This window comes from Arthrobacter sp. L77, assembly GCF_000816565.1.
GTDB classification, from domain to species: domain Bacteria; phylum Actinomycetota; class Actinomycetes; order Actinomycetales; family Micrococcaceae; genus Arthrobacter_D; species Arthrobacter_D antioxidans.
The window spans coordinates 213,844-227,783 of the sequence record NZ_JWSU01000004.1; the positions used below are offsets into that span (position 1 = coordinate 213,844).

The following is a 13,940-nucleotide window of genomic DNA, read 5'->3' on the forward strand; positions in this document are numbered from 1 at the left end:
GCTGACGATAGTTCTCCGGCGCCGCCGATGATATAGGCGGCCGCGAGGTGACGGTTATGAGTCGCGAAGTAGGCTGTGAACCGTGTCGATGAACCGGATTGCCCTGTATTACGTGTTTGCGCCCCTGCCCGATCCCGAAGCCATCAGGCTGTGGCAGCGGGCCCTCTGCGAGAAGTGGGGGCTGCGCGGCAGGATCATCATCTCGAAGGACGGGATCAACGGCACCGTGGGTGGCGAGATCGGCGCGGTGAAGCAGTACGTCAGGACCACGCGCGAATACCCGGCCTTCAAGGGCCTCGAGATCAAGTGGTCCGACGGCGGTGCGGAGGACTTCCCGCGGCTCAGCGTCAAGGTGCGCGACGAGATCGTCTCCTTCGGCGCCCCCGGTGAGCTGAAGGTCGACGGGAACGGCGTCGTGGGCGGCGGCATCCACCTCGCCCCGGAGGAACTGCACGCGCTCGTCGACGCCAGGCACGCGGCGGGGGAGGAGGTGGTCTTCTTCGACGGGCGGAACGCGCTCGAGGCGCAGATCGGCCGCTTCAAGGGCGCCGTGGTCCCCGACGTCCGGACGACGCACGACTTCGTCCGCGAACTCGATTCGGGCAAGTACGACGACCTGAAGGACAAGCCCGTGGTCACCTACTGCACGGGCGGCATCCGCTGCGAGGTGCTCTCCAGCCTCATGGTCAACCGTGGCTTCCGGGAGGTCTACCAGCTCGACGGCGGGATCGTCCGCTACGGCGAGAAGTACCGGGACGCCGGACTGTGGGAGGGCTCGCTGTACGTCTTCGACAAGCGGATGCACCTCGAGTTCAGCGACGACGCCGTGACGATCGGCAAGTGCGTGCGCTGCCAGGCGCCGACCAACACGTTCGAGAACTGCTCCAACCAGTCCTGCCGCAACCTCACCCTGTACTGCACCGCCTGCGCGGCCGACCCCTCGACCCTCCGCTGCCCGCAGGGCTGCGAGTCGGACGAGGCCGAGGCGACCGCCGCGGGTGCCGCGTGATGCCGGCGGAGGCCCCGGCCTGGCCGGAGTTCGACGACGACGTCGCGTCGGCGCCGTCGAGCCGCGACCTCGCTGCGCTCCTGGCGCTGGCCGCTGACCTGGCGGCCCTCGACTACACGGTCGACGGCGTCGAGGCGCTCCTCGGCGCGTCGGCGTACGCGGCCCTCGGCCGGGACCAGCTGGTCCCGGCACTGCTGGCATGCCGTCGCTTCGCCGACGGCGGATCCGGATCAGGGGCCACCGCAGGAGATGCCGCACGAGCCGTTCCCGTGCTGCTATGGCTGCTCGGCGAGACCGTGACGGAGCAGGAGCTCGGGCAGGCCTTCCCCGGCAGCGGCGTGGCGGGCCTCGAGCAGCTGAGGCTCATCGAGCGCACGCCGGACGGCGCCGGAGACAGCCCCGCAATCAGCGCCGCGGAAGGCCCCGCAAACAGCCCCGCAGGCGGCGCCGAGGGAGGGGCCGCGGAGCACGCCGCGGCCCGTGCTGTCACCGAGCATGTCACCGAGCATGTCACCGACACCGACACCGACACCGACACCGACACCGACGCCCGCCGCTGGCGTGCCGCCGTCGAGCTCCGCCCCTACGGCTCGGACGTCGGCGGGAACCTCTGGGTGGCGAGCGACCTCGGGGCGGAGCAGCGTCCCGGCCCCCTGCCGCACGACCACGTCCTCGGGATCGGCGGAGCCTCATTGACCCTCGCCCAGACCGTCATGAGGACGCCGGTGGATCGGGCGCTGGACCTGGGGACGGGGTGCGGCATCCAGGCCTTCCACCTGCTGGCGCACGCCGGGCACGTGACGGTGACCGACATCTCGGACCGGGCCCTCGCCTTCGCCCGCTTCAACCTCCTCCTGAACGCGCCGGCGCTCGGCATCGACCCCGTGCGGCCCGGCACGCGGGTCAGCCTCCGGCTCGGCAGCCTCCTCGAACCGGTCCGCGGGGAGGAGTTCGACCTCGTGGTCTCCAATCCTCCCTTCGTGATCACGCCCCGTACGGGCGGACCCGGCGAGGCATACACCTACCGCGACGGCGGCCTCGCGGGCGACGCCATCGTCAGCACGCTCGTGCGGGAGCTGCCGGGAATCCTCGCGCCGGGCGGGGCGGCGCAGCTGCTCGGCAACTGGGAGATCTCCGAGGGGACGCCGTGGGATCGCCGCATCCGCGGGTTCGTGCCTCCCGGCGTCGACGCCTGGATCATCCAGCGTGAGCAGCTGACGCCGATGCAGTACGCGGAGACCTGGCTGCGGGACGCCGCCGAGAACCGCGACCGCGAGGGCTACGTGGCGAGCTTCGCCGCCTATCTCGCAGACTTTGCCGGCCGGGACGTCGAGGGCATCGGCTTCGGGTCCGTCTGGCTGAGGCGGCCCCGGCACCCGAGCGACCTCGTCCGGGTGACGCTCGAGGAGATCACCCATGACATCGAGCAGCCCGTGGGACCGCACCTCGCCGCGGCGATCGGCCGCAGCGACTGGCTCGCCGCCCACACCGAGCAGGCCGCGTCCGGGATCGGCATCGCCGACGAGTTCCTGCTCGTCGCCGAGGACGTCACCGAGGAACGCCACCAGCGGCCCGGCGCCGAGCACCCCGGCGTCATCCTGCTGCGGCAGGGTGCGGGCCTGCGGCGGACCAGCCTGCTCAGCACCGCACTGGCCGGGTTCGCGTCCGCCTGCGACGGCGATCTCACGGCCGGGCAGATCGCGGGAGCCCTCGCCATGCTGCTGGACCGGCCCGACGCCGCGTTCACCTCGGAACTGCTGCTCGATGTCGAGCAGCTCGTCCGGGAGGGCTTCCTCCTTCCGGCCCCCTGAAACCTGCCATTAGTCTTGTGCAGGTACTCATGGCGCATACTGTGAGGTGACCCCGGCAGCGGGATCCGGACCGGATACCCAGGATCTGCCGCGGCATTCACCCGTATATATAGGAGAGAAGTGCCGACCAAGGCCACGGACAAGAAGCACGGCAAGAAGCTCGTCATCGTTGAGTCCCCCAGCAAGATCAAGAGCATCTCGGGCTACCTCGGCGAGGGTTTCCAGGTCGCCGCGTCCATGGGGCACATCCGCGATCTCCCCCAGCCGTCCGACCTCCCTGCCGAGCTGAAGAAGTCCTCGGTGGGCAAGTTCGCGGTGGACCTCGACAAGGACTTCGAGCCCTACTACGTGGTCTCCCCGGAGAAGCGGAAGACCGTCGCCGAGCTGAAGGCCGCCCTGAAGGACGCCGACGAGCTCTACCTCGCCACCGATAACGACCGCGAGGGCGAGGCCATCGCCTGGCATCTGCTGCAGGTCCTGAAGCCGAAGGTCCCCGTCTACCGGCTGACCTTCGGCGAGATCACCAAGGAGGCCGTGACGCGCGCCATGGGCGAGCTGCGCGACGTCGACATCCCCATGGTCGACGCCCAGGAGACCCGGCGCATCCTCGACCGCCTGTACGGCTACGAGATCTCCCCGGTGCTGTGGCGCAAGGTGGCCCGCGGCCTGTCCGCCGGCCGCGTGCAGTCCGTGGCCACCCGCCTCGTCGTGGAACGGGAACGTGAGCGCATGGCGTTCCGCACGGCGTCGTACTGGGACCTGACGGGCACGTTCACGCCCGAGGACGCGTCCAAGGGCAGCACCTTCCCGGCCAAGCTCGTGGCCGTCGACGGCAGCCGGATCGCTTCCGGCAAGGACTTCTCCGATCGCGGCGAGCTGAAGGCGGCCACCGTCGTCCGGCTCGACGAGGAGGCAGCACGCTCGCTCGTCACCGGCCTCGAGAGCGCTGCCTTCGCGGTGCGCTCCGTCGAGACCAAGCCCTACACGCGCCGTCCCGCCGCACCGTTCACGACGTCGACCCTGCAGCAGGAGGCGGCCCGCAAGCTGCGCTTCAGCTCCAAGGTCACCATGCAGGTGGCGCAGCGGCTGTACGAGAACGGCTACATCACGTACATGCGTACCGACTCGTCGGCGCTCTCGGACCAGGCCATCAACGCCGCCCGCCGCCAGGCCTCCGAGCTGTACGGTCCCGAGTACGTCCCCGAGTCCCCGCGCGTCTACAAGGGCAAGGCCAAGAACGCGCAGGAGGCCCACGAGGCCATCCGCCCCTCCGGTGATTCCTTCAGGACCCCCGCCCAGGTGGCCCAGTCCCTGCGCGGCGACGAGTTCCGCCTGTACGAACTGATCTGGAAGCGCACCGTCGCCTCGCAGATGGCTGACGCCAAGGGTTCGACGGCGTCCCTGCGCCTCGGCGCGAAGAGCGCGGACGGCCGGGACGCGGAGTTCGCGGCCTCCGGCACCGTCATCACCTTCCGCGGCTTCATGGCCGCCTACGAGGAGGGCCGCGACGCGGGCCGCAACGAGGACACCACGGACGACGACGCCCAGGGCACGCGCCTGCCGAACGTCGCCAAGGGCGACACGCTGGGCGCGACGGCGATCGAGGCCCTCGGCCACGAGACGTCGCCGCCCCCGCGCTACACGGAGGCCTCGCTCGTCAAGGTCCTCGACGAGCGTGGCATCGGCCGCCCGTCGACGTACGCCGCGACGATGTCCACCATCATGGACCGCGGCTACGTCCGCACCCGCGGGCAGGCCCTCGTGCCGAGCTGGATCGCGTTCTCGGTGGTCCGCCTGCTCGAGGAGCACTTCAACGACTACGTCGACTACGACTTCACCGCCGAGCTCGAGGAGGACCTCGACCGCATCTCCCGCGGGGAGGCCGGCCGGGTGGAGTGGCTCAACCGGTTCTACTACGGCGACCGCAAGGACACCGGGCTGCACACCATCGTCAACGATCTCGGCGAGATCGACGCGCGGCGCATCAACTCGGTGGAGATCGCCGAGGGCATCACGCTGCGGGTGGGCAAGTTCGGGCCGTACCTCGAGAAGCCCCTGCCGGAAGACGCCCCCGAGGGCACGGAGCCGCAGCGCGCCAACGTCCCCGAGGATCTCGCTCCGGACGAGCTGACGGCGGAGAAGGCCATCGAGCTCATGGAAGCCCCGACGTCACAGGAGCGCGTCCTCGGCACGGACCCGGAGACCGGCCGGACCATCGTGGCACGCGACGGCCGCTACGGACCGTACGTGATCGAGCTGATCACCGAGCCGACGGCGGAGGAACTCGCCAGCCAGCCCGTCGAGTACTACAAGAACGGCAAGCCCAAGCCGCCGAAGAAGCCCGCGAAGGTCAAACCCCGCACCGGCTCCCTCTTCAAGTCCATGTCCGTGGACACCGTGACGCTCGAGGACGCCCTCAAGCTCATGAACCTGCCGCGGGTCCTCGGCACGGACGAGGAGGGCAAGGAGGTCACGGTGCAGAACGGCCGGTTCGGTCCGTACCTGAAGAAGGGCAGCGACTCCCGCTCCATCGGTTCGGAGGAGGAGATCTTCACGATCACCCTCGAGCAGGCGCTGGAGATCTACAAGCAGCCCAAGCAGCGTGGCGGCCGCGCCGTCACGCCGCCACTGGCCGAATTCGGCGACGATCCCGTGAGCGAAAAGCCGATCGTGGTGAAGGACGGCCGCTTCGGTCCCTACATCACCGACGGCGACACGAACATCACCGTGCCGGGCTCGATGGCGATCGAGGAACTGACGCGCGAACAGGCGATCGACATGCTCGCCGAGAAGCGCGCCAAGGGTCCGGCCCCCAAGAAGACGACCCGCCGGGCACCCGCGAAGCGCAAGGTCGCCGCAGGGAAGTAGCCCGGAGGGCGCGGCAGGTACACACACGTTGGCGGGGGATGAGCTGGAAGCGCGGGAACAATGCGGCTAGGCGTACTGGACATAGGGTCGAACACGGTTCATCTGCTCCTCGTGGATGCCCACCCCGGGGGGAGGCCCGTCCCCTTCGCGAGCCACAAGAGGCCCCTGCAGCTCGTGGCCTACCTGGAGGAGGACGGCAGCATCTCGCGGCGGGGGCAGGACGAGCTGGTCGGCTTCGTCCGCGAGGCCCGCGCGTTCGCCGCAGGACACGACGCCGAGGACTTCCTCGCCTTCTGCACCTCCGCGATCCGGGAGGCCGCCAACGGCCGCGAGGTCCTCGACCGCGTACGCCGGGAGACCGGCGTCGACCTCCAGGAGCTGTCCGGGGACCAGGAGGCCGCGGTGACCTTCCAGGCCGTGCGCCGCTGGTACGGCTGGGGCTCGGAGTCCATCCTCAACCTGGACATCGGCGGCGGCTCGTTCGAGATGGCGATGGGCACGGACGAGCTGCCCGAGGTGGCCCTCTCCGTCCCGCTCGGCGCGGGGAGGCTCACGCGCGACTGGCTGCACGGGGATCCGCCGTCGGCCAAGAGCGTGAAGGAGCTCCGCCGGTACATCCGGGCGACCCTCCGCGAGGCCGTGCCCTCCTTCGCCCACCTCGGCACGCCGCACCTGGTCGCGGGCACGTCGAAGACCTTCAGGTCCCTGGCCCGGATCGCGGGGGCCGCACCGTCGGCCGCCGGGCCGTTCGTCCGCCGTGAGCTGCGCCTCGAGGACCTCAGCCTGTGGACGAAGCGACTCGCCGCCATGACCGTGGAGGACCGCACCCACCTGGACGGCGTCTCCGAGCTCCGCGCGCCCCAGGTGCTCGCGGGCGCCCTCGTCGCCGAGTCCGCGCTCGACCTGTTCGGCGTCCCGTCGATCAGCATCTGCCCGTGGGCGCTGCGCGAGGGGCTGCTGCTGCGGCGCTTCGACACCAAGATGTTCGACGCCGACGAGCCCCTCCCGGGAGCCGGGGTGGGCCACACCCAGCTCGACGCGACAGCGCGCACCCCCGCCGGGCGGGGAGCCTGACGTGTCCCGCGCCAGCAGCCTGCCCTCCATCCCCGTCGCCCTCTCCAGTGCGTCGGTCTACCCGCTCGCGGTCCACGACGCCTTCGCGCTGGCCCAGGACCTCGGGTACGACGGCGTCGAGGTGATGGTCACCAACAACTCGGTCAGCCAGGACCCGAACCAGCTGTCCGCGCTGAGTGAACGCTACGAGCTCCCGATCCTCGCCATCCACGCCCCGACCCTGCTGCTCACCCAGCAGGTGTGGGGCAAGGCCTGGACGAAGATCGAGATGTCCGCGGCCATGGCCGCCGAGGTGGGCGCCGCGACCGTCGTGACCCATCCGCCGTTCCGCTGGCAGACCGGGTACGCCGAGGCGTTCCCCGAGGGCATCGCGCGCATCGCGACCGAGTACGGCGTCGACATCGCCGTCGAGAACATGTACCCGTGGAAGGTCCGGGGCCGCGAGGCGAAGGCCTACCTGCCGCACTGGAACCCGATCCCCGAGCCGTACGAGCGCATCACCTGGGACTTCTCGCACGCCGCGATCGCCGGCATGGACTCCTACGAGGAGATCAGGACGCTCGGCAGCAGGCTCGCCCACGTACACCTGACGGACGGCACGCCCAACGGCAAGGACGAACACCTGCTCCCCGGCCAGGGGCAGCAGCGGTGCGCGGAGGCGCTGGGGCACCTCGCGGCGTCGGAATGGGACGGCGTGGTCGCCGTGGAGGTCAGCACGCGTCGCGCCCGGGCCGCCGGGGAGCGCGAGGACTGGCTCGCGGAGACGCTGCGTTTCGCCCGGGAGCACCTGGGCCACTGACGTCCCGCTCCGTCGGGTCGGGGACCGGACGGCGCAATAACGAGGAATGGCGCCGGTGGACGGTCCGGATGGTGGGGGAATCCATCCGGTGCCACCGACGCCGGGCCGGATCAGGAAGTTCCGGCCGCATCACTCGCACCCTTATGAGGTAGCTCCCACACTAGGGCTCCTCCTTGTGCTGCAACACCACACAGGCTGGGAGTAGCCTGTGAGACCCCCATGGCAGGATGGGATCATGACTACCCCGGGCGCCCCGCGCATCGCCTTCCTCGGCTGCGGATCCATGAACGAGTCCATCCTGGCCGGTCTCCTCGCCGCCGGCCTCGACCCCCGACGGGTCACCGCCACGGTCCGACGCACCGGGCGCGCCGAGGAACTCCGGCAGCGGCACGGCGTCACGGCCCTCGCCACCACGGACGACGACGCCGCGAACACCACCGCCGTCCGGGATGCCGACGTCGTCATCCTCGGGGTCAAGCCCGCCGGCACCGTCGCGCTCGCCCGCGGGATCGGACCGTCCCTGAAGCCGACCGCCCTCGTGCTCAGCGTCGCCGCGGCCGTGACGATCGCGATGATCGAGGCGGTCCTCCCCGAGGGGCAGCCCGTCATCCGGTCGATGCCCAACACCCCGTCGCGGCTCGGCAGGGGCGTGCTCTCGATCTCTGCCGGGACCGCGGCCGGCCCCGGGCAGATGGCGCAGGCCCGGGAGCTCCTGGCGTCCGCCGGGACGGTCGTCGAGATCCCCGAGGACCAGGTGGACGCCCTCTCCGCCGTCAGCGGGTCCGGGCCGGCGTACGCGTTCTACCTGGCGGAGGCGATGGCCGCCGCCGGCGTCGGTCTGGGCCTCGACGCCGGCCTGGCCGCGCTGATCGCCCGGGAGACCGTCGCGGGCGCGGGCTTCATGCTCGCCGAGGAGGGAGCGGACGCCGCCGCCCTCCGCCGTGCCGTCACCAGCCCCAACGGGACCACGCAGAGCGCCATCGAGGCCTTCGAGGAGCTGGGCCTTCCCGGCATCGTCGCGGACGGCGCCCGCGCCGCCACGGCCCGCGCGGCGGAGATCACCCGGGAACTGACGGGTCCGGCCGACTGACGGGACGGAGCGACCACAGGACGAGCAGTGCGACGGGCAGGACCACGCCGAGGGCGGTGAAGAGCCGGAGCGGCAGCGGCCCCTCGCCGGAGACCGCGCCGGTGAGCGTGAGGGTGACGGTGATCGAGGAGAACATCATCACGGGCACCAGGAGCGCGAGCAGCGCCCGGCCCGCCGCGCGCGGGGCGCCCGCCTGCTGCCGGGCGAGGACCCAGCCGGCCGGGAACACGAGGGCGATCCACACCCAGTGGTGGAACCACGAGATGGGTGAGATCGCGAGCATGACGACCGCGTTCGCGGCGATCGCCCGCACGGTATCGCCGTCGTCGTCCGCCCGGCGGATCGCCAGGTAGCCGACCGCGACGACCGCCAGGGACGCCACGACCCACACGGGCCGCTGCAGGTCCTCGGCCAGGCCCGACTGCGCCACGATCGAGTTCAGGGACACGTTGTAGAGATCGGCCGTCACGCCCACCCGCGAGGCGTCGAAGAGCGCGTCCAGCCAGAAGATCGCCGACTCGCGGGGCGCGAGGACCCAGCCCACGCCCACCGTTCCGGTGAAGGACGCCGCCAGCCATGCCAGGGACCGCCAGTCACGGCGTGCGAGGAAGACCAGGCCGAACGCGAGGGGCGTCAGCTTGATCCCGGCGGCGATCCCGATGAGCACGCCCGAGGGAAGCCTGGTGGAGCGCAGCAGGTCGGCGAGGATCAGCACCATCAGCAGGGCGTTGATCTGGCCGAATCCGAGGCCCTCACGCCACGGCCCGCTGACGCCGATGAGCAGCATGGCGGCGAGCACGGCGGCCGGCCCCCGCCAGCCGGCCCGTGTCCCCGCCCCCGCCACTCCCGCCGCGCGCAGGTAGCGGACGACGACGAACGCCACGCCGACGAGGCACGCGCACGTCAGGGCGGTCACGATCCCGAGGGCGAGGGCCTCCGGGACGAGCGCGAGGGGCACGAAGAGGAGGGCGGCGAAGGGCGGGTAGGTGAAGGGCAGGCCGCGCGTGTCGGTCTGGATCAGGGCGTCGTCGTACAGGTCCTTCCCGCCTGCGCGGCCGGTCAGGGCGAGGGCCCCCTCGCGGTACACCGACAGGTCCAGGCCGTGGATCCCGGCGGCGAGCAGGACGACGGCGAGCACGAGGGCGCCGCCGAGCCCGGCGGTCCACCGACCGACCGCCGGACGAGCGGCGGGGGTGGGTGTCCGACGGCGGGATCCGCCGGAGCCGCGCCTGCGCCGCACCGGCGCCCCGGTCTCCTCCGTGCGGTCAGGGGCGGCCGGCAAAACGCTCCAGCAGGTCCACGTGCCCGGACACGATGAGCATGTCGCGGCTGGACACCTTGGTGTCGGGGCGTGCGTAGGTGAAGTCCTCGCCCGGCGACTTCACGCCGACCACGGTGACGCCGTACTTCGACCGCACCGAGGACTCCGCGAGCGTGAAGCCCTGGGTCTCCTTCGGCGGGTACATCTTCACGATCGCGAAGCCGTCGTCGAACTCGATGAAGTCCAGCATGCGGCCGCCGACGAGGTGCGCGGCGCGCTGGCCGGCATCCGCCTCCGGGTAGATCACGTGGTTCGCGCCGATGCGCTTGAGGATCTTGCCGTGCGAGGGCGTGATGGCCTTGACCCACAGGTGGTCGATGCCGAGGTCCACGAGGTTGGCGGTGATCAGCACGCTGGATTCGATCGAGGTGCCGACCCCCACCACGGCGGCCGAGAACTCCTGGGCGCCGAGCTGGCGGAGGGCGTCGAGGTTCGTCGCGTCGGCCTCGACCACGTGGGTGAGGATGCCCGAGAACTTCTGCACGAGCTGCGGGTCCCGTTCGATCGCGAGGACCTCCCGTCCCTGGCGGACGAGCTGTTCCGCGGTGGCCGCGCCGAACCGGCCGAGGCCGATCACGAGGACGGGTGCGTTGTGGGCGGGTCTTTCAGCCAATGATCGGCCTCTCGTCGGGGTAGCGGTACAGCGTGCTGCGTTGCCTCAGCGCGAGGGCCGAGGCGAGGGTGATGGTGCCCATGCGCCCGGCGAACATCAGGGCGGACAGGACGTATTTTCCTTCGGGTGGAAGCTCGGCACTCAGGTTGGTGCTGAGTCCGCAGGTCGCAAAGGCGGAGATGACCTCGAAGACCACCTTGTCGAGCGGCTCGTCCGTCATACGGAGGAGCAGGCCGCTCCCGATCAGGACGAGGGTGGCACCCATGAAGATCACGGAGATCGCGACGCGCATGACGCCGGAGGGGATGGTCCGCCCCCACGCCCGGACGTCCGAGTCGCCGCGGGCCTCGGCCACGATGGCGAGGAACATGACCGCGATGGTGGTCACCTTGATGCCGCCGGCCGTGGACGCGGAGCCTCCTCCGGCGAACATGAGGGCGTCCGTCAGGAGCATCGTCGTCGTCGTCATGTCGTTCTGGTCCACGAGGTTGAACCCGCCCGAGCGGGTCATGACCGAGGCGAAGAGGGCATGGATCATCCGGTCCGAGACGCTCAGCGTGCCGATGGTGTCGGGGTTGTCCCATTCCAGCGCGCCCCAGGCGAACGTCCCGGCCACGAGCAGGATCAGCGACACGGACACCGTGAGCTTGGCGTGGAGCGTCCACTTGGTGAAGCGGTGGCGCACCTGTACGAGGACCATGATCACCGGGAAGCCGAGGCTCCCGAGGAACACCCCGACCATGAGTGGGGTCAGGATCCAGGGGTCCGTCTCGTAGGGGACCAGGCCGTCGCTGTGCGGGGTGAATCCGGCGTTGTTGAAGGCGGAGATGGAGTAGAAGATGCCGTGCCAGAGAGCCTGCCACCAGGGCTCGCCCAGCAGCATGAAGCGGGGGACGAGGACGACGGCGAGGACGATCTCGATGACCACCGAGGTCGTGATGACGATCCGCAGCAGCGTACCGATCTCGCCGAGGCGACTCGCGTTGTTGAGTGCCTCCTGGGCCAGCAGCTTGCCGCGCACCCCGAGCCGCTTGCTCACGATCAGCGCGAGCAGCGAGGCCAGCGTGAGCGTGCCGAGCCCACCGATGAAGATGCCTAGCAGGATCACGAACTGGCCGAAGAAGGACCAGTGGGTGGCCGTGGACACCACGGTGAGGCCCGTGACGCACACGGCGGACACCGCCGTGAAGAAGGCATCGTGCAGAGGGGTCACGGTGCCGCTGCTGGCGGACATCGGCAGGCTCAGCAGTGCGGTGAACACCAGGATCACGGCGGTGAAGATGAAGAGGGCCAGGCGCGCGGGTGAGCTGTTGGCGAAGGAGTCGGCGAAGTCGCGGATCGAGGCCAGCAGCCTGATGTACCCGCGGCGATCGTCCGTCAGCCATCGCGGCTGTTGACCTACCATTGACGTCCGCTCTGCCCTGTCCGCTGGTCCGACCGCCGCACCGGCGCGCAACCAAGCCTGATTTGTCCCTTGCAGTAGTAAAGCATCTCACCGGTGTGCGTCGTCGGAATATCCCGCATCGCGTAGCCTTTCAGGAATGTCTACGCACTCAAGGTCGGCGGTGCCCCTCCAGGTCGCCTGGGACGAGTCGATGCTGGCCTACAACTTCGGCGGCCAGCATCCCATGAACCCGGAGCGGCTGCACCTGACGGCCCGGCTCGCGCGCGACTGCGGGCTGCTGGACCTCGACGGCGTGACGGTCGCCGCTCCCGGCGTGGCCTCGGACGAGGACCTGGCGGCGGTCCACAGTCCGGACTACATCAGGGCGGTCCGCCAGGTCAGCAGCAACCCGGACACCTCGGATGCCGCCCGTGGCCTCGGCACGGAGGACACGCCCGCCTTCGCGGGGATGCACGAGGCCAGTGCCCGGCTCGCCGGCGGGTCGCTCGACGCGGCCGAGGCGATCATCCGGGGCTCCGCGGTCAGGGCCGTCAACTTCGGCGGCGGCATGCACCACGCGGCCCGCTCCAGGGCCAGCGGCTTCTGCATCTACAACGACGCCGCGGCCTCCATCCAGCGACTGCTCGACCGCGGCGTCCAGCGCGTCCTCTACATCGACGTCGACGCGCACCACGGCGACGGCACCCAGAGCATCTTCTGGGACGACCCCCGCGTCATGACGATCTCGCTGCACGAGACGGGTATGAGCCTCTTCCCGGGCACAGGCTTCGCCAGCGAGACCGGGGGACCAGGGGCGGAGGGGTACGCGGTGAATGTCGCGCTGCCCACCGTCGCCGGCGACGCCGCGGTACTACGGGCCTTCCACGCCGTCGTGCCGCAGCTCGCCGGGGCCTTCGCGCCCGAGGTCATCGTGAGCCAGCACGGCTGTGATTCCCACCGCGAGGACCCCCTCACGAACCTGCGGGTCAGTGTCGACGCCCAGCACGCGCTGATGCTGGGCGTCCGGGAACTGGCGGACCGCCTGTGCGGGGGGCGGTGGATCGCGACCGGGGGAGGCGGTTACGCCCTGGCGAGCGTGGTGCCGCGGTCGTGGTCGTTGCTCGTCGCGGTGGCCGCCGGCGCACCGGTGGGCCCGGCGACGCCCGTCCCGGCCGTCTGGCGGGAGTACGTGCTGGAGCGGCACGGCGTCGAGGCGCCCCGCCTGATGGGCGACGGCGCAGACATCTGGTGGCGCTCGTGGGAGATCGGCTACGACCCCAACGACGACCTCGACCGGACGGTGATGGCGACCCGGAAGGCCCTGTTCCCGCTCCACGGACTGGACCCCTGGTTCGATTGACCGGGACCCGCCGGTCACGTCAGGATGCCGCGTGGCGTATATGTCGCTAGGGTGGGCGAATGGGAATCGATGATGTATTCGCCGTCATCGCCGAAGGAACGCGCAGGCAGATCCTCGAGAAGCTGCGCGACGGCGACAAGGCGGTGGGGGAGCTCGTGATCGAACTGCAGGTCAGCCAGCCGACGGTGTCGAAGCACCTGAAGGTGCTGCGGGAGGCGGGCCTGGTGAGCATGCGGGCGCAGGGGCAGAAGCGCTACTACTCGCTGGACACCGCGCCGCTCGGCCTGGTGCGCGACTGGCTCGCCGGGTTCGAGCCGAGCGCGGGCCCGGTCTCCGCCGCGACCTCCGGGGGTGAACGTCCGGAGGGGGAGTCCTCCGAGGTGATGACGGTGGCGGACGTCGTCGCGGTGCTCGAACCGGAGACGACCGCTGCGCCCGTCACCGAGGACACGACGGCGCTGGCCGCCGCGGTCCTGGTGGCGCCTCCGGCGTCCGGCGGACCGGACGCACCGCGTCCGCCGATGGGCCGGACCATGGGTCGGGCGGCGGAACGCGCCGCGGACCTGCTGTCCCAGCTGCGCCGGCGCCGCGATCCGTCGTCGTAGTCCGGC

General features: G+C 70.8%; 11 protein-coding genes. 8 read left to right on the plus strand and 3 right to left on the minus strand.

The annotated features are described in order from the left end of the window. The first annotated feature begins 82 nt into the window (after positions 1-82). The 6 genes from trhO (at position 83) to proC (ending at position 8,651) form a co-directional block, all read left to right on the plus strand. Positions 83-1,009 carry an oxygen-dependent tRNA uridine(34) hydroxylase TrhO gene (gene trhO, locus RY94_RS03515; protein WP_052273895.1) on the plus strand — a complete coding sequence of 309 codons (927 nt, stop codon included), beginning with the start codon at positions 83-85 and terminating at the stop codon, positions 1,007-1,009. Continuing rightward, complete coding sequence (locus RY94_RS03520; RefSeq protein ID WP_052273896.1) at positions 1,009-2,820, plus strand: DUF7059 domain-containing protein; 1,812 nt, start codon at positions 1,009-1,011, stop codon at positions 2,818-2,820. The genes trhO and RY94_RS03520 overlap by 1 nt, the downstream gene beginning before the upstream one ends. Before the next feature lie 120 nt (positions 2,821-2,940). Beyond that, on the plus strand, positions 2,941-5,688 hold the full coding sequence (gene topA / locus RY94_RS03525; RefSeq protein ID WP_043441853.1) for a type I DNA topoisomerase: 2,748 nt from the start codon (positions 2,941-2,943) through the stop codon (positions 5,686-5,688). 60 nt (positions 5,689-5,748) lie between these two features. After that, on the plus strand, positions 5,749-6,762 hold the full coding sequence (locus RY94_RS03530) for a Ppx/GppA phosphatase family protein (RefSeq protein ID WP_043441856.1): 1,014 nt from the start codon (positions 5,749-5,751) through the stop codon (positions 6,760-6,762). A 1-nt stretch (position 6,763) separates the two neighbouring features. Next, positions 6,764-7,561 carry a sugar phosphate isomerase/epimerase family protein gene (locus RY94_RS03535; protein ID WP_043441859.1) on the plus strand — a complete coding sequence of 266 codons (798 nt, stop codon included), beginning with the start codon at positions 6,764-6,766 and terminating at the stop codon, positions 7,559-7,561. A 235-nt stretch (positions 7,562-7,796) separates the two neighbouring features. Further along, entirely contained in the window at positions 7,797-8,651 is an 855-nt protein-coding gene (proC, locus tag RY94_RS03540) for a pyrroline-5-carboxylate reductase (RefSeq protein ID WP_043441862.1), read from the plus strand. On the opposite strand, the gene RY94_RS03545 is transcribed toward proC, so the two are convergent. Genes RY94_RS03545 through RY94_RS03555 form a run of 3 tightly spaced genes read right to left on the minus strand, consistent with a single transcriptional unit; the run spans position 8,620 to position 11,990 of the window. Next, entirely contained in the window at positions 8,620-9,933 is a 1,314-nt protein-coding gene (locus tag RY94_RS03545; protein WP_052273897.1) for a glycosyltransferase 87 family protein, read from the minus strand. The genes proC and RY94_RS03545 overlap by 32 nt on opposite strands. Continuing rightward, entirely contained in the window at positions 9,917-10,585 is a 669-nt protein-coding gene (locus RY94_RS03550) for a potassium channel family protein (RefSeq protein ID WP_043441864.1), read from the minus strand. The genes RY94_RS03545 and RY94_RS03550 overlap by 17 nt, the downstream gene beginning before the upstream one ends. After that, complete coding sequence (locus RY94_RS03555) at positions 10,578-11,990, minus strand: TrkH family potassium uptake protein (RefSeq protein ID WP_043441866.1); 1,413 nt, start codon at positions 11,988-11,990, stop codon at positions 10,578-10,580. The genes RY94_RS03550 and RY94_RS03555 overlap by 8 nt, the downstream gene beginning before the upstream one ends. 136 nt (positions 11,991-12,126) lie before the next feature. On the opposite strand from RY94_RS03555, the gene RY94_RS03560 reads away from it, so the two are divergent. Together RY94_RS03560 and RY94_RS03565 are read left to right on the plus strand one after the other, a co-directional pair. Beyond that, positions 12,127-13,329 (plus strand): acetoin utilization protein AcuC, encoded by a 1,203-nt coding sequence (locus RY94_RS03560; RefSeq protein WP_043441869.1) that lies wholly within the window; start codon positions 12,127-12,129, stop codon positions 13,327-13,329. A 59-nt stretch (positions 13,330-13,388) separates the two neighbouring features. Continuing rightward, positions 13,389-13,934 (plus strand): ArsR/SmtB family transcription factor, encoded by a 546-nt coding sequence (locus tag RY94_RS03565; RefSeq protein WP_043441872.1) that lies wholly within the window; start codon positions 13,389-13,391, stop codon positions 13,932-13,934. Positions 13,935-13,940 lie beyond the last annotated feature (6 nt).